Origin of the sequence: Paenarthrobacter sp. (assembly GCF_031180005.1) — a bacterium.
Taxonomy (GTDB): domain Bacteria; phylum Actinomycetota; class Actinomycetes; order Actinomycetales; family Micrococcaceae; genus Arthrobacter.
The window spans coordinates 139,898-166,029 of record NZ_JAPSHI010000005.1; the positions used below are offsets into that span (position 1 = coordinate 139,898).

Consider the following 26,132-nt stretch of genomic DNA (forward strand, 5'->3'; position numbering starts at 1 on the left):
TCCTAGAAGAGGAAGTAGCGCTGCGCCATGGGCAGCACGTCGGAGGGCTGGGAGGTGACCTCGACGCCGTCGACCGTCACTTTGTAGGTTTCGGGGTCGACAGCGATGTCCGGGGTTTCGCCGTTGTATTTGAGGTCCGCTTTGGTGAGGTTGCGGATGCCGGTGACGGGTTTGATGATGCGTTCGAGGCCGAGCTGGGCGGGCACTCCGGCGTCGATGGCCGCCTTGGACAGGAACGTGATGGACGTTTGTTGGAGGGCTCTGCCGTACGTGGCGAACATGGGCCGCATGGTGCGTGGCTGCGGTGTGGGGATGGAAGCGTTGGCGTCGCCCATGAGCGCGTAGGCGATTTGTCCGCCTTTGATGACGAGTTCGGGTTTCACGCCGAAGAAGGCGGGATCCCAAAGGACGAGGTCCGCGAATTTGCCCTCCTCCACGGAGCCGATGACGTCGGCCATGCCTTGGGCAATGGCCGCGTTGATGGTGTATTTGGCGACGTAGCGTTTGAGGCGGAAATTGTCGGATTCGGCGGAACCGTGCACGGCGCCGGACGGATCGTGTAGGACACCGCGTTGACGTTTCATGGCGTCCGCTACTTGCCAGGTGCGGGTGACCACTTCGCCCACACGTCCCATGGCTTGGGAGTCGGAGGACGTGATGGCGAAGATGCCGAGGTCGTGCAGGACGTCTTCCGCGGCGATGGTTTCGGCTCGGATTCGTGAGTCTGCGAAGGCCACGTCTTCAGGGATGTCCGGGTTGAGGTGGTGGCAGACCATCAGCATGTCCAGATGCTCTTCGATGGTGTTTCTTGTGTACGGCAGCGTGGGGTTGGTGGAGGCGGGAAGCACGTTGGGCAGGCCGGCGATCTTGATGATGTCCGGAGCGTGGCCACCGCCTGCGCCTTCGGTGTGGAAGGTGTGAATCACGCGCCCGTCGATTGCCCGGATGGTGTCTTCCACGAAGCCGCATTCGTTGAGGGTGTCGGTGTGAATGGCAACCTGGACGTCGTATTCGTCGGCAACCCGCAGCGACATGTCGATGGACGACGTTGTTGATCCCCAGTCCTCGTGGACTTTGAGCCCGACGGCACCGGCGCGGACCTGCTCTGCGAGGGGCTCGACGGCGGACGCGTGACCCTTGCCGAAGAGGCCGATGTTGACGGGGAGTCCCTCGGCAGCTTGAAGCATCCGGGAAATGTGCCAGGCGCCGGGTGTGATGGTGGTGGCTTTGGTTCCTTCGGCAGGGCCGGTGCCGCCGCCGACCATTGTGGTGATGCCGTTGCACAGTGCGGCTGGCACTTGTTCCGGGGAGATGAAGTGGATGTGGGTATCGATGCCGCCGGCGGTGAGGATTTTCCGTTCACCGGCGATGATTTCCGTGCTGGCACCGATGATGATGTCCACACCGTCAGTGATCTGCGGGTTGCCGGCCTTGCCGATTTTGAAGATGTGCCCGTCCTTAAGGGCAACGTCGGCTTTGTAGATGCCCGTGTAGTCCAGGACGATCACATTGGTGATCACTGTGTCCGGGATGTCCTCCGAGCGGATGAGCTGGCCGTTCTGACCCATGCCGTCGCGGATGACCTTGCCCCCGCCGAAGACCACTTCTTCGCCGTAGGCCGTGTGGTCCTTCTCGATTTCGAGGAACAGTTCGGTGTCGGCCAAACGGATGGAGTCACCGGTGGTCGGGCCGTACAGCTCGGCGTACTGTTTGCGGGGAATCTCGAAGCTCATACAGCGTCTCCTTCCGAAGCAGCCCCGCTCAGCGAAGCAGTCCCGCTCAGGCGAGTGCCGCCGTCGAGCTTTCCATTGACCGCGTTACTGAGCCCGTGCACCTCACGCGTCCCGGCTAGCTCAATCAACTGGACCGTCTTCTTATCACCGGGTTCAAAGCGTGCTGCCGTGCCCGCGGGGATGTCCAGACGGCGACCGTAGGCGGCGTCGCGGTCGAACTCCAGGGCGCTGTTCGCCTCAGCGAAGTGGTAGTGCGAACCGATCTGGACGGGGCGGTCCCCGCGGTTTACGACCTCGACGGCGATCGTCGCACGGCCGCTGTTGCACGCGATGGAACCGGGCTGGAGCCTGTATTCACCGGGGATCATGGGGGCTCCTAACGGATGGGGTTGTGGACTGTGACGAGCTTGGTGCCGTCCGGGAAGGTGGCTTCGATCTGGACGTCGTGGATCATCTCCGGTACGCCTTCCATCACGTCTTTCCGGCGGAGCAGGGTGGTTCCGTAGCTCATGAGCTGGGCGACTGTCCGGCCGTCGCGGGCGCCTTCGATGAGCTCGTAGCTGATGATCGCCACGGCTTCGGGGTAGTTCAGCTTTAGTCCTCGCCCTTGGCGGCGCCGCGCGAGGTCGGCGGCCACCACGATCATGAGTTTCTCCTGCTCACGGGGCAAAAGATGCATGGTTACTCCTTGGACGCCGGACACCTGGACGATTTGTGACCAGCGTAGGGAGCAGAAGTTTCGGCTACGTTTCCAAATCGTCTCAGTCGAGGGTCGGTTTCTCAGGAATTGACCTCAACTTAAGTTGAGGTCCTAGCCTCGATCAGGTGCGTGCCTGCAAGATGCGCCATGCCCAACTCACTTCCAGTCCCACGAAGGTGTATGAATGACCCACCCCAAGCCCCCGTTATCCGAACCAGTCGGCCAACTCTTCAAGGCCGCTTTTCGCGATCATCCGGCAGGAGTCTCCATTGTCACCGCAACGGGACCTGAGGGAGCAGTGGGATTGACGGCGTCCTCGGTGGCATCGGTGGCAGTGGATCCGCCCACTCTGGCGTTCTCTGTGACCAGCGGCCGTTCGGCTTCACACATCGCAGCCGCCCAAACAATCGTGGTCCACTTGGTCGGAGCCGAACAGCTCGATCTCGCGCGGACCTTCGCGGACCCATCAGCCCCGCGCTTCACGGACTCCATGGACTGGGAAGTGCTGCCCACGGGAGAGCCCCTGCTCAAGGAGGCCGTGTGGGCATTGCGGTGCGAAATCATCCACCGGGCACCGCTGGGCGGCTCTGTGTTGCTGGCTGCGAGGGTTTTGGACATCCGGTCCAACCCGTCAGGCTCAGCTCCGCTTGTTTACCACGACCGGGAATTCCACACCGTGTTCCGGAGCGTGTCAGCCGTGGCTTAGCTGCAGGTACCGGTCCATCAGGTCCACGAAAACCTGCCGGTTGGTTTCGAAGGCCACTTCGGCGTGATGAAGAATTTCCTGCTTCTCGGTGTCCGAGAAATCAGCCTCGTCCAAGTGACTGCGGTATGAGTCCTTGTACGGTTTGATCTTCCCGATCCCGTCAAAAGCGTAGAAGTTGAGCCCCTCAGGCCTGAGATCGTAGTGGCGCTGAACAAGAGCGGAGATGATCTGCCCGCCCGACAGGTCACCCAGATACCGAACGTAGTGGTGCGCCATGAGATAGGTGGCCGAGCCCGGACCGCGTGCAGCGAGCTCGTCGGCGTACGCCTGGGCGCCTGCCGTCACGTGCAGTTCGCCTATGGCCAGCTTCCGCTCCCATTCGTCCCCGTAGTGGACCGCCAAGTCCTTTTGCAGTGCAGGGACCCGCATGAGTGCTGGGTCCGTAAAGGGTGCGAGACGGGGGTCCTGGTTGACATCCAACGCTGACTCCAAAGCCCTGTAGATGAAGAAGTTCTGCAGCAACATGGCTGCTACCTGATTCGCCTCCAACCGGCCGGCCAGCAATTCAGTGACAAATCCAGCCTGCTCGGCATGCTCGTGCGCGGAGGCTGTATGGCTTTTGAGCTCCTCGGAAAAGGCGGTCATAGGGTGCTCCAGTCGTCAAGCGAAACGGACCAAAAGGCTGTTTGATGACACTCTGTCACAGTGCGGGTAGAGGGTAAAGGTTTTGTGCTGGTTCACGAGCGCACTTGGCCGTTCTGCCTATGAACGGCACCTCCACTGCCTGGATGATGCCGGGAAGCCCCCTCAATTCAAGCGTCTCACTGCGGTGTCAGGCGTCCGGATTCTTGCGCAGGTACTCGCGGAGGCCGGGAATGGCAAAGTCAACCTTGCCATGTCCGGTTGATTCTATGAGGCCGGCGTCAAGAAGCCGGTTCCTATACTTCGCAACGAGGGTTGGCCGGGATCCTGTGCGGTGGATGATGTCGGCCGTCGTTGATTGTCCGTCATCTATGGACATGGCATGGAGGAATTCACGGTCCTTAGCTGAGGCTGCTGCGAGGGCTGCTTCAATGACGACGCGTTCGTTGCGTCGGATGCCGGCCGCTATGGCTCTGTCAACCGCGTCAGAAGAGAGTGTTCCGTTGTTCTTCTCAGCTTCTCGCCAGAGGAAGTAGCCGATGAGCTGGATCAGGAAGGGGTATCCGCCTGAGGCGACTGCTGCCTCACGGACCAGCTCAGGCGGGATGCTGATTTCCGCGGCGCCGAACGTGTCGGTGTAGGACTTCTCGACGTCGCGGACAGCTGCGGCGTGCAGGTCGATTTTGTCGGCCCTGCGAAGGAACGTCGCAACACCTTCGTTCAGGAGGTCCGATACTGCTGCGGGCAGTCCTGCGAAGATCAATGCGATGGGTAGGCGGTCCTGGATGAAGTGCTGTACGTTGGCGGCCAGTTGGGCGAGTTCCGTACGATCAGCGGCGTGGATCTCATCCACCGTGATCAGCAGGCCCGTGCCGCGTTCATCAAGTAGCGCCAGCAGGGTTTCTCCCAGCTCACGCCAGTCGACCTGGCGTTCGGGTGTCAGCTGGCTGGTGATGCTGAAGCCGGCGATCGACAACCCGGTGATCCGGCGGCGGGATTCAGGGTTGTCAGCCAGTTCCTGGGTCAATCGGCGCATCTTCTCCCCAACGCGGCCCATGAATGTCCCAGTGGCAGTCTCGGCAATGACGGCCCACCCGTGTTCGCGGGCGATGTCGTGGGCTGCCCCCAGCATGACCGTCTTACCGATACCCCGGGCTCCAGTGAAGATGGACAGCAAACCAGGCGCACCTGAGCCGAGCTCAAGTCCGTATTCGAACTCGTCCAGAAGCCCGGAACGGCCAATGACTTCCGGCGGGGTAGCTCCGGCTGTGGGCCTAAAGGGATTCTCGGTCGTGGGCACTGTCCCCTCCAGGATCAGGTGAATCTAGGTGAGTTTGGTGAATTTGGGTAACGAGGTGAATATGGTGAATATTCCCATGCTAGCCCACCCTATCTAGGAAAGGAGTGTCCGAGTCTCCCAATAGACGCCCCGGCTTAGTTGTTCCGCCCCCGCGCCGCCACCGTCCAATGCTCCACCACGGCCCCGGCACGGACCACAGTCACCTCATCAACGAGGTTCATCGTCAGACACACATGGTTGGGGATGACCCGGAGACGCGTGCCCAGGGGCGGCAATTCGGACGAATCCGGCCACACCACCGTGGCGTGGTGCTCGGACAGTGCACTGACGCGGGCCTCGGGGTATTCGGGAAGCCGCCCATATCCTGTGGCCCAGTCCGGGCGGTCACTGCCCAAGATCTTGCTCCCAGCGTCCACTACAATCCGGCGCACGTTCCCGCCGCGGGCTTCGTGCCTGCTGACCACGGTAGCGGCGACGGTCAGCGCGACATCGTCCCAGCTGCAGCGTTCGAGTTCCAATTGCTGGGCGTCACCGAACACGTAAACTCCGGGGCGCAGTTCGGTTGCTGCGGATTCGCCGGAGATCAGGGCAGTAGGCGTGGATCCCCCGCTGATGGTCTTCACGTCAAAGCCGGCCTGATTCAAAACTTCGGCGGCCGTCCCCAACGATTCATTCTCGTTGCTCGCCGCCCCGGCGGGCATGCCGGGCTTGTAGCTGTGCCCCGGGAAAGTAAAGACCCCTGCCACGTTCAGCCCGGCAGAAGCGGCGGCGCGCGCAACATCCACCACCTCGTCCGGCAGCACGCCGCTCCGGTGATGTCCGCTATCCACTTCGATCAGCACCTCAATGCTTCCGGCATCCGTACCCAGCTGGCGACCCATCGCCGTCGCACTTTCCGCTGAATCCACGCCGACCGCGAGACGGCACTGAGCCGCCAAGGCGCGAAGCCGTTCCGCGTGGGACGCTTCCACCCAGAGCGGGTAGGCGATGAAGATGTCCGTCACGCCGTCCGCAGCGAAGACCTCGGCCTCGCCGATCGTGGCCACAGTGATGCCAACGGCTCCCGCCGCGAGCTGCTTGCGCGCTATCTCCAGAGTCTTGTGCGTCTTCACGTGCGGACGAAGCCCCAGCCCGCGCCCGCGCATGCTCGACGCCATCCGTTCGATGTTCCGGTCCAAGACATCGACGTCGATCAGGACGGCAGGGGTGATGACTTCAGCGGGAATCACGTTCATTCCTCAAACACTAACGGCCGGGACGCTGACCCCCCGAAGCCAAGCACCCTACGGCGCCGACTGCCTGACGCGCATCTCGAACGCCGCTTTCGGTTGCTGAACAGTGAGGGCGGCGTCCTTGCTTTCAATTCGCTGGATGAGGAGTTCGACGGCGCGCTCCGCAATTTCCGTCCGTCCCGGCGCCACAGTGGTCAACGACGGCGACGCGAACCGGGACTCATCAATGTCATCGAAGCCGGCCACGGCTATCTCTTCCGGGACTTTCCGGCCGCGAACCAGCAGTTCGTGCAGTGCCCCCAGGGCGAGGACGTCGTTAAGCCCGAAGACAGCGTCGAATTCCACACCGCTGTCCAGCAACCTCGCGGTGGCGTCCGCACCGGCGTCGCGCCGCCAATCGCAGGGGACCACCAGGGCCGGGTCGTACTCCACACCGGCGGCAGCGAGCGCAGCCCGGTACCCACGGAGGCGAAGGCCGTTGCTGCCGGTTTCATCGCCGTCGTGCGCTCCCAGGACTGCTATACGACGGCGGCCACCCGCCAGCAGGTGCGTGGTAACCGCGGCGGCAGCTTCCTGGTTTTGGATGAGGACCATGTCCAAGCGTGGGTCCTGCACGAATTCGCCCAGGAGGACCAGCGGTTTCTTGCCGGCAGCAGAGATGATCTGCTCGGCGTCGAGCGCTAGCGGGATGAAGAGGAGGCCGTCCGTGAGACTGCGAAACTGGCCTTGAAGCGCAGCTTTCTCATGCTCGGGCTCGTTGCCGGACTGCTCCACCAGGACACGGTAACCGCGGGCCCACGCCGCCTTCATGATGTCCGAGGCCAGCTCGGCATAGTAGGGGATGGAGAGGTCGGCGAGGACCAGCCCAAGCATGCTGGTCTTACCGGAACGGAGACTGCGGGCCGTCAGATTGGTTTCATAACCGAGCTCGTCGATCGCCTCAAGGACGCGCTGCTTGGTGGCGGGTCGGATGAACTCGTAGTTGTTGATGACGTTGGAGACCGTCTTTAGCGAGACTCCCGCCGCGCGTGCGACGTCGTTCATGGTGACGGCCATGCGGGTGCTCCTTCTCTACGTTGGTATACATCGTTGCAGATGGAGCGCCTTTATACGGCGTCCATCACGGCGGCGACTGCCTCGATTTCCACCAACGTCGTGATCTCCGGCTTCCGCCCTGTCATGTTCAATGGCATCGGCGTAGTGTCGGAGGTAGGAGATTTCGGGTGTGGCATTTGGTCCGGAGTTGAATATCCGGGTTTTGCGCGAACACGAGCGCACTGCCGCCCAGCCGGAGATGCGTGGACTCCGGTGTTGCTGGAATTGAGGCCGCATGGCCCAGAGTGACGCAGTGCCCACAGCGGAACAGCTGCAGGACCTGCTTTTGGAAAGCCCGGGGTTCACCGAATTTCTTCTTGGACTGGCAACCATTTCGGCGTCCCTTCTTGGGGGTGACTCGCCCATGCTGTGCGCCATCACCGTGGAGCGCGACGGCGGCCCGTCCACGGTTGCGAGCAGCAATGACGCTGCCCGACGCCTGGATGAAAAGCAATACGAGTTCGACGACGGCCCCTGCCTTACGGCGCTCCGGCAACAGCGCACGGTGCTGATTCCGGATCTGCAGTCCGATGAGTCCTGGCAGCACTATGCAAAGGCAATTTCGAATGAGGGCATCCGGTCTGTGCTGGCAGTCCCGATTCAGACCGATGACGGGTCAAAGTGCGCTCTGAATTGCTACTCCACGGAGTTGGGGACCTTCGGTCCGGACACTGTGGCCCGAGTGGAAAGCCATGCCGAATCGCTGTCAAGGATTCTCCGGCTGGCCCTTCGCATGCACGCCGAGGACCCCTATCCTGAACACCTACGGTCCGCATTCAAATCCCGCGCCATCGTGGACGCTGCGATCGCCCTGATCATGATGCAGAACCACTGCAACCGCGAATCTGCGCTCCGGCTCATACAAGTGGCCTCACGCCACAGCAACAAACGGCTTCATGACATAGCTGGAGACATCCTGGACCGCGCCGGCCGTATGGATCAGGAGGGAAGGTAGCTTTCGTGGACACCGAACCGTGGGAGGCATCGGAATACTACGGGGAATTTGATCAACGTCTGCAGGCGTCTTGCAGATTCCAGATTGGAAATATCAGCCTTGATAGATTGTGGACCTACTACTTCGGGATTGGAGGAAACGCCGACGAATTGGCTTTGGAGGCCTACCTTAACGAACTTCTGGCTCTAGCCCCGGGCCAGATGCAACTCGTAGACACTGCCTTGACGGAGCTCAGCTCTGACGGTCGGACGGAACCGGCCGGGCAGTAGTAAGGAAACACGCATTGACTGAAACCCAGCCCTCGGAGCAGATCCCGGTCCCGGCTCCTGATGAGGACCACGTAGATCTTACAGATTTCCTGGAGCACTTGCAGGAGCTTCTCGTAGAGAACACTGACATACGGGAGTTCCTTCAGGATCTCGTAACCATGACTGCCGAAAAACTCAGCGGGAATGGCAACACCATCGCTTGCGGCGTGACCGTTATTCGACAAAAAAAGCCAGTTGCTGTCGCGGACAGTGATCCCTTGGCCCGCAAACTGGACGACATCCAGAACAGCTTCGGAGACGGCCCTTGCCTCGCAGCCCTCCGCACACGCACCATCACCCACGTCCCGGATGTCCGTGAGGAAGCGCGGTGGCTGGACTACATGCAGGCCGCTGCCTGCACAGACGTTGGCTCAATCCTCGCCCTGCCGATGGAACTGAACAGCACCGCAGAGGCCGTAGTGAATCTTTACTCAACGCGTCCCCATGGCTTCTCCCATGAGGACATTGCTGCCGCGGAGAGGATCACCGCAACGGGAGCGAAGGCGCTGTACTTAGCCCTGAAGATTGCCCAGCTGCGGGATGCGCGCGAGAACCTCGCAGCCGCCTTGGCGTCCCGCACGGCTATCGACACCGCCGTCGGAATCGTCATGGCACAGAACCGCTGCAGCCGCGATGCCGCCTTCCAAATCTTGGTCAGCGCTTCCAGCCACCGCAACATCAAGCTTCGCGCTGTAGCGGAAAACGTCATCAACCACGTTGCGGGAGACCGGAATATCCCAACCGCATTTGAGGAGTAGAAATTGAGCCACGCGGTTGGGGGATGAGGTTCCAAAAGCACTAGGCTGGAATTGCAGCACGGAATCCAGCAATTCACAGAATTTACGTGTCGGCTTGCCGGCATGAACGGCCGGGAGATGACCATGACGAAGAAGCAACTTCCTCTGGATGAGCTCTCCGGCGCCATCGGCAGGATACTGGGCCTTCTCCTCACTGAGGAGAAAGTGGACCAGGCCGTTCAGAACCTCTCGCAGGCAATCAAGGAATCCGTACCAGGGACCATCGGGGCAGGGGTTTCCATCCTCGATTCCCAAGCCCGCAGAACCAGCACAGGCTCTACGGACAGCATCGTAGAGCAAGCCGACCATCTGCAGTACGAGCTGGGCCAAGGTCCCTGCCTCACTGCCTGGGCGTCTGAGGAAACGGTTCTTCTCGACGACGTCCGCACCGACCCCCGCTGGCCTGAATGGAGTGCCGCAGTAACCGCGCTACCTATCAGGTCGGTGGTCAGCGCCCCGCTTATGGCCAACGGGCACAGCATTGGTGCCATCAAAATTTATGCTTCCGAACCCTCGGTGTTTGACGCCGCCGCCGTTTCGTTGATGGAGCTCTATGCTTCCCCGGCCGCAACCCTTCTGGCCCACATCCAAAGCGCTGAGACGCCCAAGCGCATCAGCGAGGGCCTCCAGACCGCTCTACACAGCAGGGACCTGGTCAACCGCGCCTGCGGAATCCTCATGGAACGCCACAAAATTACTCATGAACGAGCCCTCCAACAACTGATACTGCAGGCGCGCAACAAGAGCCAGAGCCTCCAGGAAGTCAGCGCGGAGCTCGTAGCCGGGATCCCGGCAGACCGGAACTAGGGCCGCAGGACAATGGGCTTCGATAACAACGAACCCGAGCAACGCCGCAGACTCCATGCGGCACTTTCAGGCGCGGGGATCACCACAGGTACTTTATGGCTGCAGTACTTCAGCATCGGCGGATCGGTGGGCGAGTACGAGGTTGAAGCTTACCTGCAGGGCATGCTCTCCCTCCCCGAGCTGGAACGCGACCTCTTGGCCATGGCTGCCAATGAACTGTCCAACAGCGGCCCCGGACCCCACGCGCCGTACTCCGACGAATTCCCCCTCGACGCTCCCGGGGAAACCGATTCCCCGGACGACGGTCCCGCTTCCCCGTAGCTGTCACACCCCGCTCATTTTCCTGCAACGCGCCCGCAACATACATGCGCAAAGCTGGGTTCATAGACGACGCAGCCAGCTGAGGGGTGGCAGACATGAGCATTGCAAACAGGGATCTTTTCCAAGCGCTGAAGACACAGGCCAGCCTGGCTCAGGCGTTCGGCACCTTGCCCGGCAGGGATGAGCCGCACGCGCTGAAGCCGGGCGATTTCATCGAGGCGTGGCACAATGGCCGCCTCTATCATCGGGGCACTGTAGTGAAAACAGTGGCCGGCACCGACCTTTTTTGGCTTCAGGACGAAACCGGTAGCCGACGCCTGCTGGACATGGAGTCAATGGAAATCGTGACTTTCGACGAGCCGGCCCCGGCACCTGCAACGCAGGCACCGGAGCCCACCCCGACGGCCACAGTCACGCCCATCTCGGCGTATCCGATCTTCAGGGACGGTTCGCAGGCTATTGCCTAGGAATTGAGGGCCAGACGGATCATGCTCCAACTCACGGCCGGAAGCTCGGCGGTGAGGCGGTCGCCGTCGAGCTTTACGCTGACGTTTTCGGACGGCAGAACCGACGTCGAATCGTCCGCCGTCGCCTGCCAGTACGGGTCCTTGTTCGTGTAGGTGACAGCCTCGATGATCCTTTCGGGATTCAGGCTTCCGACGGCGGCATCCAGCGTCAGTGCGTCAGTTGCCGAGCGGTTCACGGCGAAGACCACGGCCTCGTTGGCTTCCGCGTCAAAGGTTGCCACCGCCGACAGCGACGTGAATCCGGACGTCTTTTCGCTGGAAAGCCGCGGGGATTCGACGGCGAGATTCAGCACCGTGCCGGAGGCATGCTGCGAGGTGAGTGCGAACGGGTGGAACGTGGTCTGCTTCCAGGCCCGGCCGCCTGGCTCCGTCATGATGGGTGCGATCACGTTGACCAACTGTGCGAGGCTCGCTGAATGCACGCGGTCCGTGTTGCGCAGCAGCGTGATGAGGAGGTCGCCCACCACCACGGCGTCAGCCACCGTATAGCGGTCCTCGAGCAGCACCGGCGCAACCGGCCAGTCATCCCCCGTCGGGGCCTTGGACTCGTCGCGGGACATGTGCCAGACATTCCATTCATCGAAGGAAATGTTGACCTGCTTTGCAGACTTCATTGCCGATTTCACATGGTCGATATGGGACACGAGGTCCTTGATAAAGGCTTCCATCCGGTGCCCGGCGGACAGGTGCTCCTGCAGGTCTCCGAAGTCCTCGAAGTACTGGTGCGCCGAGATCAGGTCCACCAGTTCGTAGGTCTCGCCGAGGACCACGCGCTCCCATTCACCAAAGGTCGGCATGGTGGGTGCTGAGCTTCCACAGGCAACCAGTTCAAGATCCGGGTTGACCATGCGCATCGCCCGCGCAGTTTCGGCGGCAACCCGCGCGTACTCGCCCGCCTTCTTATGGCCGATCTGCCAGAAGCCGTCCATCTCGTTCCCGAGGCACCACATCTTGATGTTGTGGGGCTCGACGGCGCCATTCGCCTTGCGCTGTTCGGACAGGGCCGTTCCACCCTTGATGTTGGAATACTCCAGCAGATCCAAAGCTTCCTGGGTTCCTCGAGTGCCCAGGTTGACTGCCATCATGGGCTCGACGCCAGCCTTCTCCGACCACTTGGCGAACTCGTCCACGCCCACCAAGTTGGGGTCGCTGGAGTGCCAGGCGAGGTCGAGCCGCGTGGGGCGGTCTTCCTTTGGCCCAACTCCGTCCTCCCAGCGATAGCCCGACACGAAGTTGCCGCCCGGATACCGAACCGTGGAGACACCCAGTTCCTTGGTGAGCGCCAGGACGTCGGTGCGGAACCCGTCGTCATCGGCCTTGGGATGCTCGGGCTCGAAGATACCTGTGTAGACACAGCGACCCAGGTGCTCAACGAAAGCGCCGAAGGTCTTCCTCCTGACCGGGCCAACCACGAACGCGGGGTCAAGGGTGATTTTGGCCGTGGGGTTCTCTTGATTTCCCAAAGGGTGAGTCCTTATCTGCTGGGTTGCTGCTTTTGCCGGTTTCTACAACGTTATAGAAACCATGCTGACTGTGCCGAGGGGTGTGAGTCAAGGGGTTTCTTCAGCCGGGCTCCGAAGCTACGGACCGGGCGCTGAAGACAGTGGATGTCGGTGCCACGCTATAGCTTCGGTCCATGAACGAGATCTTCTTGTGGCTCGGCTGGGCCATCGCTCTTGTTGTCATGGTGTTCACAACCTGGATGCTCTTGGCCGGAGTGGTGGCCGCCCGCTCACCGGCTTGGGACCTGGTCATGTACGGCGCAGGACTCGAGGAGCTGGCTTTCCGAGGCGTCAGCGGCCCCATCAGGATCCCAGTTCGACATAGAAAGTAACTAACAACGTAACCATGACGTGTAAAGAAATGGCAGTTTTTTTACACGTTCTGCCCACATGCAAAAAACTATGCATGGCTTATCCACAGGACGGGGTGTGATGTAAGAAATCGGACCACAAGCTCCGCCCGCATCCAGGCCGGACGCTCACAGACGAGCCTGCTCGCTGATAACAGGGCCCGAGGACGTCGCAGCGGGTTGAATTAGTTGGGCTTCTGTTGGATTGGCACCCCAGAGACAGAAACAGGCCGGAGACTCAACGTCTCCGGCCTGCCTTGGAGGGTGGGCCCTGTGGGGATCGAACCCACGACCCACGGATTAAAAGTCCGATGCTCTACCAACTGAGCTAAAGGCCCCTCCAGCTGTAGAAACAGCCATGAATACTGTACCCCAACGTCAAGGCCGATGCGGAACTCAAGGCGGCATGCGCCGTCGTCACCTTCTTTGGGCGAGAGTTCGACGGCGACGCGCGGCGGCAACGGCGTGTCGGGCCCGGGGCGGCCGCAAAGTAGGTGGTGAAGGCGCGCTGGCAGCACGAACGGCAGCCCCGTCAACCGTTACTCGACCCCACCAGAGCACAGGAGTACGGTGAACTCATGAGCGAACAGCCAGGATCACGTGCGTACGGCGGAGCGAACAGGCATCACAAGCCCAAGCCCTTCGCGCCCATCGATTTCGAGCCGTTCACCGGCGGGGCAGATCCGGCCCGGGTTTCGGAGGCTGCCCATCTCGCCGCCCAGGCGCTGGTGAGGCGGGGCCGCGACAGCGACGATCCCAAGGTCACCCGCCGCCTGGTGAAGCTGGCTGACGAGCAAGGCCTCGAAGCCATCGCTGAGATGTGGGCCGAGAGCCCTGCACGCTCCTTGCCCGGCGCTCTTTGGAGGCTCTACGCCCTCCGCGCCGCCACCATCCAGAACCCCGAACGGATCTCCGTCTACTTCAGGGCAGGACGCGACACCGCGCAGGTTTCCAATGTGGTGGCCGGCGCAGCAGAGCCACCGGGAGCCGACGAAATGAAGACCATGGCTGACGCCATTTTGTCGGGCGCTTTCGACGGCGAGTTCGACGTCGCGCTGGAACGTTCCGCCGCTTTCTGCCGCGTGGTGGCGCTCGGCCAGGCGACTCTTGCCGACGGCGCGGAACACAGCAACGAGGGTCACGCCAGCAAGCTCACACGTAATTCCCACCAGCTGGTGAAGACAGCCGAAGACCTCGAGCACGCTGCCAACGCGTGGCGCTTGGGCGAGCTCGACTAACCAGCAAAACGGGGCAAAACGTACCCACGTCGGGCCCGGCCTGTCAATGTTGACTTAGCCCGCCAGACGGTGAAAACTAAAGCTGGTGTCGAACCGCGAAACCCCCGGGCTTCAACTTATAGCCGCTTCGAGCGGCCTACCGCCGAGAGGCGTATCCGGTTCGGCACCATTTTTATGCCCGAACGCAGATTGCCCGGGCCTGCGCTGAGGCAAGCCCGGGCAAATGCGCTGGGAACTACTTCAGGGTGACCGTGGTTTCGGCCTTTTCCTTCTTGTCGTGGTCCAGCTTGCCGTCAGCTGCAGCAGGAGTCATTGTGGCCTCGATCTCGGTTTCCTTGCCCGCGGTGTAGGCAAAGTTCTCCGCAATGTTGAAGGACTCGCCCGGCTTCAGCACGAACGGGGCCTCTTCCTTCAGCTTGGTGCCGGAGCTGCTGAGGCCGTGCTTCTTGTACCCGTCGCTACTGGAGTCCGAAGGCATGCCGCCGAGGTACTTCCAGTCCGTGTACTTTGCGCTGGGAGTGATCAGCGAGTGGCTCAGGGGAATGTCCGCGGACGAGGTGTTGGTGACCACGTAGTTCAGGTAAACCACGGGATCGCCCTTCTTGAGCAGGTTTTCCTTGGTTTCCTTGTCCACGAACATGCTGTCCTTGGACGCGACATCGGTGGCCACCTGGTAGATGTCCACGCTGAAGCTGTCGCCCTTGAGGCTGCCCAGCTTGTCCCCTGCTTCCGAGATGGGCAGCGCCCAAGCCGCCACCTTGTATGAGCCCGAGGAGGTGCCGGCGCCTTCTGACGAAGTCGAGGCCAACGGGGAGGCGGACGCTGAAGGCGATGCTGGCGCAGACGAGGACGACGACGATTCGGAACCAGCCGTCGTCGGGCCTGCCGTTGCTCCGCCACAGGCAGTCAGTGCCAGCAGGCCGGCAGCGGCGATGCCGGAAATTTTCATGACATGATTGAGTCGCATGTTTCCCCCATTGAGTGGATTTATTCGGTGCTTCTACAGTGTTGCACGGCTACGGAAACTCAGCGATGGGGACAACTCCCCGCCACGGCGTCGCGCGCTTCCCAGACGTCGCGGTGGTGCCGGTAAAGTTGGGACCGAAACGGGCGACGTCAAGTCAAACCACCCGTGCCCATCCGTCCCCAGCCCGGAAGCGAAATGAAGCTGCGCCTTTTTCCCCAGGAACCTGCCGGGCTCGTACTGCTCGCGCAAATGGCCGGCGTCATTGTTGCCGCTACTGGAACGCTCTCGGAGATTCTCGGTGCGCCGGCCAGCGAGCACCAGCGTCTCGCCGAAGAACTGCACGAGCACGAGTCCAAATCCCTCGACCTTCATTTCGCGCTGCTGACGCACATGCGCACCAGCTTCGTGAACCCGCTCCCCCGCGAGGACATGTACACGCTCTCCCGTCACCTCAATGAGGCCATGGAGAAGCTCGACGCCGCCGGAGACCTCGTGGCTCTCTACAAGCTGGATCGGCTCCCCAAGCGGGCTGCAGACCAGTTGGAGATCATCAGCCGGCAGGCCGAGCTCACCGTGGATGCGATGCGGAAGCTTGAAGACCTGGACGAACTTGAGGACTACTGGATCGAAATCCTTCGGCTGGCCAAGCGTGCAGAACGGTCGCACCGGATCTGGGTGGCCGAAATGCTCAAGGATATGAAGTCCACCCAGTACGCGCGGCACCGGGACATCGCCAACCAACTGGTGGAAGTTACCAAGGACATGCGGAAGGTCGCCACTCAGGTAGGCAGCATCATCGTCAAGGAATCATGACGTGACCATCGCCTTCCTGGTCCTCGTAGTTGCTTTGGCCTCCGGGTTTGCGTTCCTCAACGGCTTCCGCGACGTCTCCAACGCCGTCGCGCTGTCCACGCGGACCCGCGCCCTGACGCCGTCAATCGCTGTCCTCCTGGCTGCCGTCTTCAATTTTGTGGGTGCCATGCTCAGCGGCACCTTCATCCTCGCCTTCACGCAATCGTGGATCACGTTGCCGGAGGGCACCAGCGGCCTCACCATGCTGGCGTCCGCGCTCACCGCAGCCATCCTGTGGGGCGTGTACGCGTGGTGGCGCGGCATCCCCTTGTCCTCAACGAACTCGCTGATTGGCGGCCTGATCGGCGCCGGGGCGGCGAGCGTCCTTGTGGGCGGCAACGCGGTGGGAGGCATGGACAACGTCCTGCTGACCCAAGTTGCACTGCCCCTGGTACTCTCCCCCGTCATCGCATTCGTGGCTGCGTACCTGCTGGTGTGGCCTGTGACGTGGGCTGCGCGCTACTCACAACCAAACGTGGTGAATCGACGGTTCCGCCGGGCGCAGGCCATCTCAGCCGCCGCTGTGGCATTCGGCCATGGGCTGCAGGACGGTCAGCGCACGGCCGCTGTCATGGTGCTGGCCATAGTGGCCGCCGGCTTGTCCAGCGGCAGCGACGTGCCTCTCTGGATTCTCCTGCTCACCGCCATCATGCTCACTGCAGGGACCATGTTTGGCGGTTGGCGGATCTCCCACACCCTCGGCCACAAACTCATTCGGGTGGATCCGCTGCGCGGTTTCGTGGCACAGACCTTGACGTCCGTGATGCTCTTTATCGGCGCAATCGGATTTCACCTGCCGCTTTCCACCACCCATACACTGACCGCTTCTGTGCTGGGCTCGGGCGTAAACCAGCGCTTCCACACCGTCAACAGGCGTTTGGTCAGGAGGATTCTGCTGTTCTGGGTGGCCACACCGCTGATCACGGCAGCAGCGGCCTTCATCCTAGAGCTGGCACTCTCGCCCCTCGCGGACCTCTAAACCCAAGTAGGTCGCAGATCAGGTCGTTCCCAGCGCTGAGAACGACCTGATCTGCGACCCAGTTGGGTATGAAAAAACGACGGCGGCCGTACCCCCAAGGCGACGGCCGCCGTCGTTCTGTGCCGACTCCCCCCATAGAAGCCGGAACCTATGGAACCCTTATCCGAAGCGGCCGGAGACGTAGTCTTCCGTTGCCTTCTGGGCGGGGTTGTTGAAGATGCTGGTTGTGTCGGCGAACTCGATGAGCTTGCCGGGCTTGCCGGTGCCGGCGATGTTGAAGAACGCGGTCTTGTCTGACACGCGCGCGGCCTGCTGCATGTTGTGCGTAACGATCACCACGGTGTACTGGTCCTTGAGCTCGTTGATGAGGTCCTCAACGGCCAGCGTGGAGATGGGGTCCAGCGCGGAGCAGGGCTCATCCATGAGGATCACCTGGGGCTCGACGGCGATGGCGCGGGCGATGCAGAGGCGCTGCTGCTGACCACCGGAAAGGCCGGAACCGGGCTTGTCCAGGCGGTCCTTGACCTCGTTCCACAGGTTCGCGCCCACCAAGGACTTCTCAACCAGGGCATCTGCCGCGCCTTTGGAGATCTTCTTGTTGTTCAGCTTCACGCCGGCCAGCACGTTGTCACGGATGGACATGGTGGGGAACGGGTTGGGGCGCTGGAAAACCATGCCCACCTGGGTGCGGACGGTTACGGGGTCCACGCCGGGCCCGTAGAGGTTGTCGCCGTCCAGGAGGACCTCGCCCTCAACACGCGCGCCGGGAAGGACCTCATGCATGCGGTTCAGCGTGCGGAGGAAGGTGGACTTGCCGCAGCCGGACGGGCCGATGAAGGCCGTGACGGACTTGGCTTGAATGTTGATGTTGACGTCCTCGACGGCCAGGAAGTTGCCGTAGTAGACATTCAGGTCTTTGACGTCGATGCGCTTGGACATGGTGTTCCTTTGTTTCCTTGGGGGTGTGGAAGTTTGGATGAGGCCGCAGAAGGGCAGCCTAGCGTCCCGTTTTGGGTGCGAACAGACGGGCGATGAGGCGGGCTCCGAGGTTCAGGAGCATCACCAGAATGATCAGCACCAGCGCGGCGCCCCAAGCACGCTGATCCGAGGGAGCAGGGTTGGACGGCGACGTCGGGTTGAGGATCTGCGTGTAAATGAACGTGGGCAGCGAGGCCATCCAGCCACCGAACACATTGTTGTTGATGGTGGTCGCGAACCCGGCAGTGACCAGGATAGGAGCGGTTTCACCGATAACCCGGGCGATCGCCAAGGTGACGCCGGACGCGATGCCGGAGATCGCCGTCGGAATGACCACTTTGGTGATGGTGCGCCACTTACGCACACCCAGCGCGTATGAGGCCTCGCGGAGCTCGTTCGGGACGATCTTGAGCATTTCCTCGCTGGAGCGGACCACAACAGGGATCATCAGGACGGAAAGCGCGACTGCGGCCACCGCACCGGTCTTGGTGCCGGGGCCAACGATGGCGAAGAAGAACGCTGCCGCGAAGAGGCCGGCCACAATGGACGGGATACCGGTCATGACATCCACGAAGAACGTGATGGCGCGGGCCAACGGACGGTCATTGCCGTATTCCACGAGGTAGATGGAAGTCAGGAGGCCCACGGGCACGGAGATCACCGTGGCAAGGAGCGTGATCTGGATGGTGCCCAACAGCGCGTGGTAGATGCCACCGAGGACGGGGGCGCCTTCCTCCACTGCCTTGTTGTCGTAGGCACCGGTGACACCGTTCATGGAGGTGCCGAGGAAGCCGGGGGTGATGAGCCCGGGGATGCCGTTGACCAACACTGTGACTATGACCGAGATCAAGGGCAGCAATGCAATCAGGAAGGCGCCCACCACCAGGCAGGTGGCGAGCTTGTCCTTGGCTTTGCGGGCACCTTCAACAGCGCCGCTCCAGGAAACCAGTCCCACCGCGAACAGGATGGCGGAGACGATGCCCCAGCCGAAGGCGTTGAAGCCGATGAGCGCCAGGATGGCCGCGCCGACAATGAGCGCGGCAGCCAGGACAATGTAGGGCGCGAACTTGGGCAGCTGGCCCTTGGTGAGCGCTGAGCGCTTGCGGACTACTGTGGCGGACATTTAGTTGGCTCCCGAGAATTCTTTGTGCCGGGTGATGATCCAGCGGGCGATCATGTTCACGCCCAGCGTGATGACGAACAGCACCAGGCCGGCGGCGATCAACGTGTTGACCTTGATGCCGCTGGCTTCGGGGAAGTTCAAGGCAATTTCGGCGGCGATGGTCTGGTTGCCGGACTGGATGAGGCTGGCAGTCAAGACACCGGAGGAGAGCACCAGGGCAACGGCCATGGTCTCACCGAGTGCTCGGCCAAGGCCTAGCATGATGGCGCTGATGATGCCCGGGCGGCCAAAGGGCAGCACGGCCATTTTGATCATTTCCCAGCGGGTTGCTCCGAGTGCGAGCGCTGCTTCCTCGTGCAGCTTGGGGGTCTGCAGGAAGATTTCGCGTGACAGGGAGGTAATGATGGGCAGGACCATGACGGAAAGGACGATCCCAGCGGTCAGGATGGTTTTGCCGGTGGCGGATGCCGGTCCTTCGAAGATCGGGATCCAGCCGAGGTACGTGGCCAGCCAGTCGTAGGCCGGGGAGATTTCCTTCGCCAGGAAAGCCGCACCCCAGGCGCCGTAGACAACGGAGGGGATGGCTGCGAGCAGGTCCACCACGTAGCCGAGGCCCGAAGCGAGCCGACGCGGGGCGTAGTGCGAGATAAACAGTGCCACGCCGATTGCCACGGGAGTGGCGATGACGAGGGCGATCACGGCGGCAATCAGGGTGCCCACCACGATCGGGGCGATATAGGCGAAGAAGCCGTTGCCGCCCTGGATGTCCCCAGCCGGGGCAGTGAGGGCGGGGATTGCCTGCACCACGAGGAATAGCGCGACTCCGAAGAGGACCGCGAGAATCAGGCACCCTGCGGCCATGGCGGCCCCGGAGAAAACCTTGTCCCCGGCGCGTCCTGCGCCTTGGGAGGTTGTCAGGGAGTTGGTGGTCACTTCACGATCCTTCAGTCTCAGTGAACTGGTCTTACATGGCTAAGTTCCCTGCCCCGCGCGAGCGGCGCTGCGGCCACTCTGCGCGGGACAGGGAACTTCGGTGTTCAGCCGGGTTCAGTAAACCCGCAGGGAAACCTTAGGCCTTGGCCTTGATGGTTTCGATAGCGGCCTTGGCCTTGTCCTGCAGCGTCTTGGAGAGCGGTGCGGACTTGGCGGCGTCAGCAGCGGTTTGCTGTCCTTCGTCGGATACAACGTAGCTTTCGAAGGCCTTGACCAGGTCAGCAACTTCCTTGGTCTCGTACGTGGTGCAGACTACGTGGTACGAGACGAGGACTACGGGGTAGGCGCCCGATGCGGTGGTCTTGCGGTCCAGCTTGATGGCGATGTCGTTGGCGGCGCGGCCTTCAACAGGAGCGCCGGCTTCGACGGCCTTGGCAGCGGCTTCTGCGGAGATCTTGACGAACTCTTCGCCCACTTTGATGGAGGCGGTGCCCAGCTTGCCGGAAACGGCGGAGTCATCAGCGTAGGTCACGGCGCCCGGGGTGTCGGTGACGGTCTTGACGACGCCGGAGGTGCCCTTGGCGTTTTCACCGGCCAGGCTTGCGGGCCAGATGCCGGCAGCCTTGTCTGTCCAAACCTCGGGTGCAGCAGCTGCGAGGTACTCGGTGAAGTTGGTGGTGGTGCCGGAGTCATCGGAGCGGTTGACCGGGGTGACCTTAAGGTCCGGCAGGGAGACGCCTTCGTTGAGGGCGGCGATTGCGGGGTCGTTCCAGTTGGCGATTTCGCCGCGGAAGATCTTGGCGACAGCTGTGGCGTCGAGCTTCAGGTCGGTGACGCCGGGAACGTTGAAGGCAACGGCGATCGGGGAGATGTACACCGGGATGTTGATGGCGCCGTCGGGGCCGCATTTGGCCTTGGAGCTCTCGAGCTCTTCGTCCTTCAGGTAGGCGTCGGAGCCGGCGAACTGTGCCGAGCCGTCGATAATGGCCTTGCGGCCTGCGCCGGAACCGTCAGGGGAGTACTGAACCGTCGCGCCGGAATTCGCGGCCGAGAAGCCGGCCTTCCAAGCGTCCATGGCGGCGCCGGTGGAGGAGGCGCCAATGCCGGTCAGGGTGCCGGTGACGTTGGAGCCGGCTGACGACTGAGTGCCCGGCGTGGTGCCCGTTGCGTTGTCTGAACCGCAAGCAGTGAGCGCGAGAGCGCCGGCTGCGATGACCGCGATTGCCGCGTTGCGGCCGAAGTGAGTTGCCTTCACTTGGATGTGCCCCTTCCAGGGATTCTTCGATGCGGGCCGAACGGAGATTTCGGCGTGCGCGAGCTGTGGACCTTTTTGTTCCTTTACTGAAGGTAAGGAGCGCAGGTAACAGGATCTGCGGTGAAAGGTGAACGGAAGGTGAACGACGGCGGACCATTGGGTTATGTGGCGCGTGCCACCTTGAGCGACACCTGGCTTGCGGTAGTCGGGAGGCTTGGGCAAATAGACTGGAAGGCATGGCTGCCGCGAAGGGATTTTCTGCAAGCAAGAGGTTCCTGCGCGCCAGAGTCCGGACGGGCCTGGTCCGCAGCCGCAATTCCTTGACGCCGGCCATACAGATGACCGTGTGCGCCGTTGGCGCCTATGCTTTCGCTGAATACGTGCTGGGTCATCAAGGTCCCCTGTTCGCGGCGACGTCGTCTTTGATCGCCCTTGGATTCTCCCGCGAGCCTCGCCTGCGCCGGGTGATCGAGGTGGGCCTCGGCTGCACCCTGGGCATCGTAGTTGGCGACCTGCTGCTTCACTGGCTGGGCGCCGGGATCTGGCAGGCCGCCGTCGTGCTTCTTTTCTCCATCCTGCTGGCCCGGTTCCTGGACAGCGGCACGATTTTCACCACCCAGCTGGGACTGCAGTCGTTGTTGGTGGTGCTGCTGCCGGCGCCGGCCGGAGGGCCTTTTACACGGAGTTTGGACGCCGTGATTGGTGGTGTGTTTGCGCTTCTGGTGACCATCCTGGTGCCGAAGGATCCGCGGCGGGAGCCTCGGAAGGACGTCGAGAAGATCCTGCATGAACTCGCCGAGGTGCTCCGCGAGTGTGCCAAGGCGATGAGCGAGAGTGACTCCACCGTAGCTTGGCATGCCCTGATCCGCGGCCGTAACTGCCAGCCCTTGGTGGACCGGATGCGGCAGACTTTGCGGGCATCGGGTGAAGTCGCCACCCTGGCTCCGGCCCATCGAAGGCATCGCGACGAACTCGCCGGCCTGGAGCATTCGCTGGAATACATTGACCTCGCGCTCCGTAACAGCCGGGTGTTCGCGCGGCGCCTCACCAGTGCGATCAACCACGCAGCGTTGTCCGATGAAGCGATCGACAGTATCTCCGACGTCCTTCAGGAAACTGCAGCCGCGATTGATGAGATGAACATCGGCTTGTCGGAGCAAAGTGAAGGTACCCGCCGTGTGCATCTCCGCCGTGCCAGGAACGATCTTTCTGATATCGCAGCCCGGCTGCATCCCAAGATGCTGGACGTCCAGAGGCTCGAGGGCGAAACCGTAGTCATGCTGTTCCGGCCGCTCATGGTGGACCTTTTGGAAGCGAGCGGGATGGAACCTGACGAGGCCCGGGCTGTGCTGCCAGCGCTGTAGCGGCTAATACTGTCGGTGGCCGCCACTACGCTTGAACCCATGGCTTCCAAGACCTCCCGCGCATCCAAAACACCCGCCTACAAGTGCGCCGAATGCGGCTGGACTGCCATCAAGTGGGTTGGACGTTGCGGTGAGTGCCAGGCCTGGGGAACGGTGGAGGAGTACGGTGCCACGGTAGCGCGTACGACGGCGGCCGCAACCGTTTTGGAGCCTGCCCGCCGTATCGCTGAGGTGGATGGGACCACGGCGGCGTTCCTGCCCACGGGCGTGGACGAACTCGACCGCGTCCTGGGCGGAGGGCTCGTTCCAGGTGCCGTCATCCTGCTGGCGGGGGAACCCGGCGTCGGAAAGTCCACGCTCCTGCTGGACGTCGCGGCGAAATTCGCGCGCACCGGGCAGGATGTCCTCTACATCACGGGTGAGGAATCCGCGGCGCAGGTGAAGCTGCGCGCTGAGCGCATCGACGCCGTCGCCCATACCCTTTATCTGTCCGCCGAAACCGACCTCGGGCAGGCCTTGGGCCAAGTGGAGAAGCTCGAGCCCAAACTGCTGATTGTGGACTCCGTGCAAACCCTGAGCAGTGCGGACGTCGAGGGCAGCGCCGGTGGTGTCTCGCAAGTGCGTGAGGTTGCGGCGTCGATCATCTCTGCGGCCAAGAGACGCAACATGACAACGCTGCTGGTGGGCCACGTGACCAAGGAAGGCACCATTGCAGGGCCGCGCTTGCTGGAACACCTGGTGGACGTTGTATGCCAGTTCGAGGGCGAGCGCCATTCCCGCCTGCGGCTGCTCCGGGCTGTGAAAAACCGCTACGGTGCCACGGACGACGTCGGTTGCTTTGACCTCAATGAGGCCGGCATCGAGGGGTTGGCCGATCCCAGCGGACTGTTCGTTTCGCGGACCCGGGAGCCCGTCTCCGGAACCTGCATCACGGTAACCATGGAGGGTCGCAGGCCGCTGCTGGCGGAGGTTCAGTCCCTTCTCGCTGAGAGCGCCAATTCCCAGCCCCGCCGCGCCACCAGCGGGCTGGAAAGCTCCAGGGTTGCCATGTTGCTCGCAGTGCTTCAGCAGCGTGCCGGCTGCATGCTTCATAAGGATGATTCCTATGTTGCAACCGTGGGCGGAGTGAAGCTGACGGAGCCGGCCACGGACCTGGCTGTTGCCCTGGCCGTCGCATCGGCTAAGTCCCGCAAGGCACTCCCCCAACGGCTCATTGCGTTCGGCGAGGTGGGCTTGGCTGGCGAAGTACGTCCCGTGCCCGGGATTAACCAGCGCATCCAGGAAGCTCACCGACTCGGGTTCACGCACGCTATTGTTCCGGCCAGCCCGGCAGGCGCCGGTGTTATCCCGGATGGCTTCTCCGTGCGTGAAGTAGGGCATCTGGCCGAGGCATTGGAACTGCTGATCACGTAAGTACGCCGGGGTGTCGGAGTCTACTGTGCTGCGTGTTCGGCGAGGATGAGAGGCATGACCAAACGGAATGTGCTTATCGGGGGACGCTTTTTCTTTGGCCTTTTGACCTTGGTGGCCGTGGGAACACAGCTGACAGTTCATTTGGGCATGGGCTATGACCCCTGGAACTTCTTCAGCTACTTCACCAACCTGTCCAACATCTTCGCTGCCCTTGTGCTGCTGATCAGTGGCTACCGGGTGCTGATCCGAAAGCGACCCAGTGAAATCGATGACGTCACCCGAGGCACGGCCACTATCGCCATGGCCGTTGTGGGGCTGGTGTTTGGTGCACTGCTGGCCGGTGAGGACCTCGGCTCCCTGCTCCCCTGGGTCAACTTCGTGGTCCACTATCTGATCCCCGTGGTGATGGTTGCGGACTGGTTGTTCCAACCGCCCAGGGCCACCCTCCGTCCCAAGCACATTTGGTATTGGCTGCTCTATCCCATCGGCTACCTGGCCTACAGCCTCATACGCGGAGCGTTCGTGAACTGGTACCCGTACTGGTTCATCGATCCGGCCCGCGCAGGTGGCTGGGGCGGCGTGGTGGTGTTTGCCGTAGCAATTTCCGTCGGCTTCCTCGTTGTGAGCCTGGCGATGCTGTGGCTCGGGAACAAGCTGAAGCGGCAGGTTGATTACTAGGCAGGCCTGCTCAAGGAATGGCGGAATAACTACAGCAACTAGCTATATTCGCCCATGTCAGCAGAGAAACTTCGGCAAAGTACACCTGTCGGACAGCTCGGAAAATGCACCTTCCAGGCATCACCGAACATAACGAAATGACCCACTTTGGGGCTTGCTGGTGCGGTTAACGGTGCCTGGAAGCCCTATCATTGTGCTTGTCGTCATGTGGGCATTTTTCGGTATCGCGCGCTGACGCCCGATTCAGCTTGTCTGTGAGCCGTGGCTTGCACCTTCGAAGGGAAACCCTATGGCCCGGAGTCCGGAAGAGTCGCTCAAGGCGACCTTGGCCAGAGTCGCACCCGGAACTCCATTGCGTGATGGCTTGGAACGCATCCTCCGCGGACGCACCGGCGCCTTGATTGTGCTGGGCTACGATCGCACCATCGATTCCATCTGTTCCGGCGGCTTCGATATTGGCATCGACTTCTCCCCAACACGCCTCCGTGAGTTGGCCAAGATGGATGGTGCCATCATTTGCGACAAGGACGCCAGCAACATTGTCCGTGCAGCCGTCCAACTGGTCCCTGATTCAAGCATTGAAACCCAGGAATCCGGCACTAGGCACCGCACCGCCGAGCGCGTCGCAATCCAAACAGGCGTTCCCGTGATTTCCGTCAGCCAGTCCATGCAAATCATCGCGCTCTACGTGAACGGCTTGCGTCACGTCCTGGAGGGCTCAGAAAAGGTCCTCGCCCGCGCCAACCAGGCCCTCGCAACCTTGGAACGGTACAGCGCCCGCTTGGACCAGGTCACCAGTTCCCTTTCGGCCCTCGAAATCGAAGCGCTGGTTACGGTCAGGGATGTTGCCGTCACCCTGCAACGCCAGGAAATGGTTCGCCGCATCTCCGAGGAAATCGCCCAATACGTCTTGGAATTGGGCGAAGACGGCCGCCTCCTGTCCCTCCAGGTTGAAGAACTCACCGTGGGTCGCGGCCCGGGCAGCGATGTCATCATCCGGGACTACTCCGATCCCAACGCTACGCCGGAGGAAATCGAGGAATCCGTCCAGGCCCTCCTCAACCTGGGCCCCACGGAACTGATCGACCTCAGCCGCATTGCCCACATCATCGGCTTCGCCGGCGGGGTGGAGCAGTTGGACGCCGTCGTGCAGCCCCGGGGATACCGACTGCTGTCCGGCTTGAAGTCCGTGCCGAAAGCCGTGGCCGACCGTTTGGTGGACTACTTCGGCGGGCTCCAGAACCTCATGGCAGCCACGATCGACGACCTCATGACCGTGGACGGCATCGGCGACCAGCGCGCCCGCACAGTCCGCGAGGGCCTGAGCCGCATGGCCGAGGCGAGCCTCCTGGACCGCTTCCTCTAGCCCGCCGTCGT

General features: G+C 62.1%; 28 protein-coding genes and 1 tRNA gene. 14 read left to right on the plus strand and 15 right to left on the minus strand.

Annotation, left to right across the window (positions count from 1 at the left end; translation table 11 throughout):
* Positions 1 to 2 precede the first annotated feature (2 nt).
* From ureC to RIF72_RS06000, 3 genes are read right to left on the minus strand one after another with little or no spacing between them, the layout of a single operon-like run.
* Positions 3 to 1,733, minus strand: coding sequence for an urease subunit alpha (gene ureC / locus RIF72_RS05990; RefSeq protein ID WP_309073938.1), 1,731 nt, complete (start codon positions 1,731 to 1,733; stop codon positions 3 to 5).
* On the minus strand, positions 1,730 to 2,101 hold the full coding sequence (locus tag RIF72_RS05995; RefSeq protein WP_309073939.1) for an urease subunit beta: 372 nt from the start codon (positions 2,099 to 2,101) through the stop codon (positions 1,730 to 1,732). The genes ureC and RIF72_RS05995 overlap by 4 nt, the downstream gene beginning before the upstream one ends.
* A gap of 8 nt (positions 2,102 to 2,109) precedes the next feature.
* A complete protein-coding gene (locus RIF72_RS06000) occupies positions 2,110 to 2,412 on the minus strand; it encodes an urease subunit gamma (protein ID WP_309073940.1) in 303 nt (100 codons plus the stop codon).
* Positions 2,413 to 2,617: 205 nt separating this feature from the next.
* Here RIF72_RS06000 and RIF72_RS06005 point away from each other — a divergent pair, with 205 nt between their 5' ends.
* Positions 2,618 to 3,139, plus strand: coding sequence for a flavin reductase family protein (locus RIF72_RS06005; protein WP_309073941.1), 522 nt, complete (start codon positions 2,618 to 2,620; stop codon positions 3,137 to 3,139).
* Here RIF72_RS06005 and RIF72_RS06010 read toward each other — a convergent pair.
* From RIF72_RS06010 to RIF72_RS06030, 5 genes are all read right to left on the minus strand, one after another.
* Positions 3,125 to 3,784 (minus strand): biliverdin-producing heme oxygenase, encoded by a 660-nt coding sequence (locus RIF72_RS06010; RefSeq protein WP_309073942.1) that lies wholly within the window; start codon positions 3,782 to 3,784, stop codon positions 3,125 to 3,127. The two genes, RIF72_RS06005 and RIF72_RS06010, sit on opposite strands and share 15 nt — an antisense overlap.
* A 187-nt stretch (positions 3,785 to 3,971) precedes the next feature.
* Positions 3,972 to 5,081: an ATP-binding protein gene (locus tag RIF72_RS06015; protein WP_309073943.1), complete on the minus strand. Its 1,110-nt coding sequence runs from the start codon at positions 5,079 to 5,081 to the stop codon at positions 3,972 to 3,974.
* A 134-nt stretch (positions 5,082 to 5,215) separates the two neighbouring features.
* Positions 5,216 to 6,316 carry a D-TA family PLP-dependent enzyme gene (locus tag RIF72_RS06020; protein WP_309073944.1) on the minus strand — a complete coding sequence of 367 codons (1,101 nt, stop codon included), beginning with the start codon at positions 6,314 to 6,316 and terminating at the stop codon, positions 5,216 to 5,218.
* 48 nt (positions 6,317 to 6,364) lie between these two features.
* On the minus strand, positions 6,365 to 7,369 hold the full coding sequence (locus tag RIF72_RS06025) for a LacI family DNA-binding transcriptional regulator (RefSeq protein ID WP_309073945.1): 1,005 nt from the start codon (positions 7,367 to 7,369) through the stop codon (positions 6,365 to 6,367).
* Positions 7,370 to 7,419: 50 nt separating this feature from the next.
* A complete protein-coding gene (locus RIF72_RS06030) occupies positions 7,420 to 7,545 on the minus strand; it encodes a hypothetical protein (RefSeq protein WP_309073946.1) in 126 nt (41 codons plus the stop codon).
* 98 nt (positions 7,546 to 7,643) lie between these two features.
* Here RIF72_RS06030 and RIF72_RS06035 point away from each other — a divergent pair, with 98 nt between their 5' ends.
* From RIF72_RS06035 to RIF72_RS06055, 5 genes are all read left to right on the plus strand, one after another.
* Positions 7,644 to 8,363 carry a GAF and ANTAR domain-containing protein gene (locus tag RIF72_RS06035; protein WP_309073947.1) on the plus strand — a complete coding sequence of 240 codons (720 nt, stop codon included), beginning with the start codon at positions 7,644 to 7,646 and terminating at the stop codon, positions 8,361 to 8,363.
* A 283-nt stretch (positions 8,364 to 8,646) separates the two neighbouring features.
* Positions 8,647 to 9,429, plus strand: coding sequence for a GAF and ANTAR domain-containing protein (locus RIF72_RS06040; RefSeq protein WP_309073948.1), 783 nt, complete (start codon positions 8,647 to 8,649; stop codon positions 9,427 to 9,429).
* Positions 9,430 to 9,552: 123 nt separating this feature from the next.
* Positions 9,553 to 10,275, plus strand: a complete 723-nt coding sequence (locus tag RIF72_RS06045; RefSeq protein ID WP_309073949.1) for a GAF and ANTAR domain-containing protein — start codon at positions 9,553 to 9,555, stop codon at positions 10,273 to 10,275.
* Between the two features lie 12 nt (positions 10,276 to 10,287).
* Complete coding sequence (locus RIF72_RS06050) at positions 10,288 to 10,596, plus strand: hypothetical protein (protein ID WP_309073950.1); 309 nt, start codon at positions 10,288 to 10,290, stop codon at positions 10,594 to 10,596.
* Positions 10,597 to 10,691: 95 nt separating this feature from the next.
* On the plus strand, positions 10,692 to 11,063 hold the full coding sequence (locus RIF72_RS06055) for a hypothetical protein (RefSeq protein ID WP_309073951.1): 372 nt from the start codon (positions 10,692 to 10,694) through the stop codon (positions 11,061 to 11,063).
* Here RIF72_RS06055 and RIF72_RS06060 read toward each other — a convergent pair.
* Positions 11,060 to 12,586, minus strand: a complete 1,527-nt coding sequence (locus RIF72_RS06060; RefSeq protein WP_309073952.1) for an alpha-N-arabinofuranosidase — start codon at positions 12,584 to 12,586, stop codon at positions 11,060 to 11,062. The two genes, RIF72_RS06055 and RIF72_RS06060, sit on opposite strands and share 4 nt — an antisense overlap.
* A 173-nt stretch (positions 12,587 to 12,759) precedes the next feature.
* Between RIF72_RS06060 and RIF72_RS06065 the strand changes: the two genes are divergently transcribed.
* Entirely contained in the window at positions 12,760 to 12,957 is a 198-nt protein-coding gene (locus tag RIF72_RS06065) for a hypothetical protein (RefSeq protein ID WP_309073953.1), read from the plus strand.
* 283 nt (positions 12,958 to 13,240) lie between these two features.
* Here the strand turns inward: RIF72_RS06065 and RIF72_RS06070 are convergent.
* Positions 13,241 to 13,313, minus strand: a tRNA-Lys gene (locus RIF72_RS06070).
* A 240-nt stretch (positions 13,314 to 13,553) separates the two neighbouring features.
* Between RIF72_RS06070 and RIF72_RS06075 the strand changes: the two genes are divergently transcribed.
* A complete protein-coding gene (locus tag RIF72_RS06075; protein WP_309073954.1) occupies positions 13,554 to 14,213 on the plus strand; it encodes a hypothetical protein in 660 nt (219 codons plus the stop codon).
* A gap of 235 nt (positions 14,214 to 14,448) precedes the next feature.
* Here the strand turns inward: RIF72_RS06075 and RIF72_RS06080 are convergent, their stop codons facing one another.
* Positions 14,449 to 15,180, minus strand: a complete 732-nt coding sequence (locus RIF72_RS06080) for a hypothetical protein (RefSeq protein WP_309073955.1) — start codon at positions 15,178 to 15,180, stop codon at positions 14,449 to 14,451.
* Between the two features lie 195 nt (positions 15,181 to 15,375).
* On the opposite strand from RIF72_RS06080, the gene RIF72_RS06085 reads away from it, so the two are divergent.
* Both RIF72_RS06085 and RIF72_RS06090 read left to right on the plus strand, forming a co-directional pair.
* Complete coding sequence (locus tag RIF72_RS06085; protein ID WP_043469600.1) at positions 15,376 to 15,993, plus strand: DUF47 domain-containing protein; 618 nt, start codon at positions 15,376 to 15,378, stop codon at positions 15,991 to 15,993.
* Position 15,994: 1 nt separating this feature from the next.
* Positions 15,995 to 17,011: an anion permease gene (locus RIF72_RS06090; protein WP_309073956.1), complete on the plus strand. Its 1,017-nt coding sequence runs from the start codon at positions 15,995 to 15,997 to the stop codon at positions 17,009 to 17,011.
* Positions 17,012 to 17,170: 159 nt separating this feature from the next.
* On the opposite strand, the gene pstB is transcribed toward RIF72_RS06090, so the two are convergent.
* From pstB to pstS, 4 genes are all read right to left on the minus strand, one after another.
* On the minus strand, positions 17,171 to 17,950 hold the full coding sequence (gene pstB / locus RIF72_RS06095) for a phosphate ABC transporter ATP-binding protein PstB (RefSeq protein WP_017197024.1): 780 nt from the start codon (positions 17,948 to 17,950) through the stop codon (positions 17,171 to 17,173).
* Between the two features lie 58 nt (positions 17,951 to 18,008).
* The gene (gene pstA / locus RIF72_RS06100; RefSeq protein ID WP_309073957.1) at positions 18,009 to 19,112 is read right to left on the minus strand and encodes a phosphate ABC transporter permease PstA; all 1,104 of its coding nucleotides are present in this window, start codon (positions 19,110 to 19,112) and stop codon (positions 18,009 to 18,011) included.
* Positions 19,113 to 20,045 carry a phosphate ABC transporter permease subunit PstC gene (gene pstC / locus RIF72_RS06105; RefSeq protein ID WP_309073958.1) on the minus strand — a complete coding sequence of 311 codons (933 nt, stop codon included), beginning with the start codon at positions 20,043 to 20,045 and terminating at the stop codon, positions 19,113 to 19,115.
* 136 nt (positions 20,046 to 20,181) lie between these two features.
* On the minus strand, positions 20,182 to 21,300 hold the full coding sequence (gene pstS, locus RIF72_RS06110; protein WP_309073959.1) for a phosphate ABC transporter substrate-binding protein PstS: 1,119 nt from the start codon (positions 21,298 to 21,300) through the stop codon (positions 20,182 to 20,184).
* Positions 21,301 to 21,536: 236 nt separating this feature from the next.
* Here pstS and RIF72_RS06115 point away from each other — a divergent pair, with 236 nt between their 5' ends.
* The 4 genes from RIF72_RS06115 to disA all read left to right on the plus strand — a co-directional run bounded on the left by RIF72_RS06115 (position 21,537) and on the right by disA (position 26,121).
* Positions 21,537 to 22,664 carry an FUSC family protein gene (locus RIF72_RS06115; RefSeq protein ID WP_309073960.1) on the plus strand — a complete coding sequence of 376 codons (1,128 nt, stop codon included), beginning with the start codon at positions 21,537 to 21,539 and terminating at the stop codon, positions 22,662 to 22,664.
* A 39-nt stretch (positions 22,665 to 22,703) separates the two neighbouring features.
* Entirely contained in the window at positions 22,704 to 24,077 is a 1,374-nt protein-coding gene (radA, locus tag RIF72_RS06120) for a DNA repair protein RadA (protein WP_017197019.1), read from the plus strand.
* 54 nt (positions 24,078 to 24,131) lie between these two features.
* On the plus strand, positions 24,132 to 24,755 hold the full coding sequence (locus RIF72_RS06125) for a Pr6Pr family membrane protein (RefSeq protein WP_309073961.1): 624 nt from the start codon (positions 24,132 to 24,134) through the stop codon (positions 24,753 to 24,755).
* Between the two features lie 289 nt (positions 24,756 to 25,044).
* Positions 25,045 to 26,121 (plus strand): DNA integrity scanning diadenylate cyclase DisA, encoded by a 1,077-nt coding sequence (gene disA, locus RIF72_RS06130; protein ID WP_309073962.1) that lies wholly within the window; start codon positions 25,045 to 25,047, stop codon positions 26,119 to 26,121.
* The last annotated feature ends 11 nt before the right edge of the window (positions 26,122 to 26,132 follow it).

Coding starts and splice junctions, on each gene's coding strand:
- ureC (WP_309073938.1), bottom strand. CDS start 1,733: ATGAGCTTCGAGATTCCCCGCAAACAGTACGCCGAGCTGTACGGCCCG.
- RIF72_RS05995 (WP_309073939.1), bottom strand. CDS start 2,101: ATGATCCCCGGTGAATACAGGCTCCAGCCCGGTTCCATCGCGTGCAAC.
- RIF72_RS06000 (WP_309073940.1), bottom strand. CDS start 2,412: ATGCATCTTTTGCCCCGTGAGCAGGAGAAACTCATGATCGTGGTGGCC.
- RIF72_RS06005 (WP_309073941.1), top strand. CDS start 2,618: ATGACCCACCCCAAGCCCCCGTTATCCGAACCAGTCGGCCAACTCTTC.
- RIF72_RS06010 (WP_309073942.1), bottom strand. CDS start 3,784: ATGACCGCCTTTTCCGAGGAGCTCAAAAGCCATACAGCCTCCGCGCAC.
- RIF72_RS06020 (WP_309073944.1), bottom strand. CDS start 6,316: ATGAACGTGATTCCCGCTGAAGTCATCACCCCTGCCGTCCTGATCGAC.
- RIF72_RS06025 (WP_309073945.1), bottom strand. CDS start 7,369: ATGGCCGTCACCATGAACGACGTCGCACGCGCGGCGGGAGTCTCGCTA.
- RIF72_RS06030 (WP_309073946.1), bottom strand. CDS start 7,545: ATGCCACACCCGAAATCTCCTACCTCCGACACTACGCCGATGCCATTG.
- RIF72_RS06035 (WP_309073947.1), top strand. CDS start 7,644: ATGGCCCAGAGTGACGCAGTGCCCACAGCGGAACAGCTGCAGGACCTG.
- RIF72_RS06045 (WP_309073949.1), top strand. CDS start 9,553: ATGACGAAGAAGCAACTTCCTCTGGATGAGCTCTCCGGCGCCATCGGC.
- RIF72_RS06050 (WP_309073950.1), top strand. CDS start 10,288: ATGGGCTTCGATAACAACGAACCCGAGCAACGCCGCAGACTCCATGCG.
- RIF72_RS06055 (WP_309073951.1), top strand. CDS start 10,692: ATGAGCATTGCAAACAGGGATCTTTTCCAAGCGCTGAAGACACAGGCC.
- RIF72_RS06065 (WP_309073953.1), top strand. CDS start 12,760: ATGAACGAGATCTTCTTGTGGCTCGGCTGGGCCATCGCTCTTGTTGTC.
- RIF72_RS06075 (WP_309073954.1), top strand. CDS start 13,554: ATGAGCGAACAGCCAGGATCACGTGCGTACGGCGGAGCGAACAGGCAT.
- RIF72_RS06080 (WP_309073955.1), bottom strand. CDS start 15,180: ATGCGACTCAATCATGTCATGAAAATTTCCGGCATCGCCGCTGCCGGC.
- RIF72_RS06085 (WP_043469600.1), top strand. CDS start 15,376: ATGAAGCTGCGCCTTTTTCCCCAGGAACCTGCCGGGCTCGTACTGCTC.
- pstB (WP_017197024.1), bottom strand. CDS start 17,950: ATGTCCAAGCGCATCGACGTCAAAGACCTGAATGTCTACTACGGCAAC.
- pstA (WP_309073957.1), bottom strand. CDS start 19,112: ATGTCCGCCACAGTAGTCCGCAAGCGCTCAGCGCTCACCAAGGGCCAG.
- RIF72_RS06115 (WP_309073960.1), top strand. CDS start 21,537: ATGGCTGCCGCGAAGGGATTTTCTGCAAGCAAGAGGTTCCTGCGCGCC.
- radA (WP_017197019.1), top strand. CDS start 22,704: ATGGCTTCCAAGACCTCCCGCGCATCCAAAACACCCGCCTACAAGTGC.
- RIF72_RS06125 (WP_309073961.1), top strand. CDS start 24,132: ATGACCAAACGGAATGTGCTTATCGGGGGACGCTTTTTCTTTGGCCTT.
- disA (WP_309073962.1), top strand. CDS start 25,045: ATGGCCCGGAGTCCGGAAGAGTCGCTCAAGGCGACCTTGGCCAGAGTC.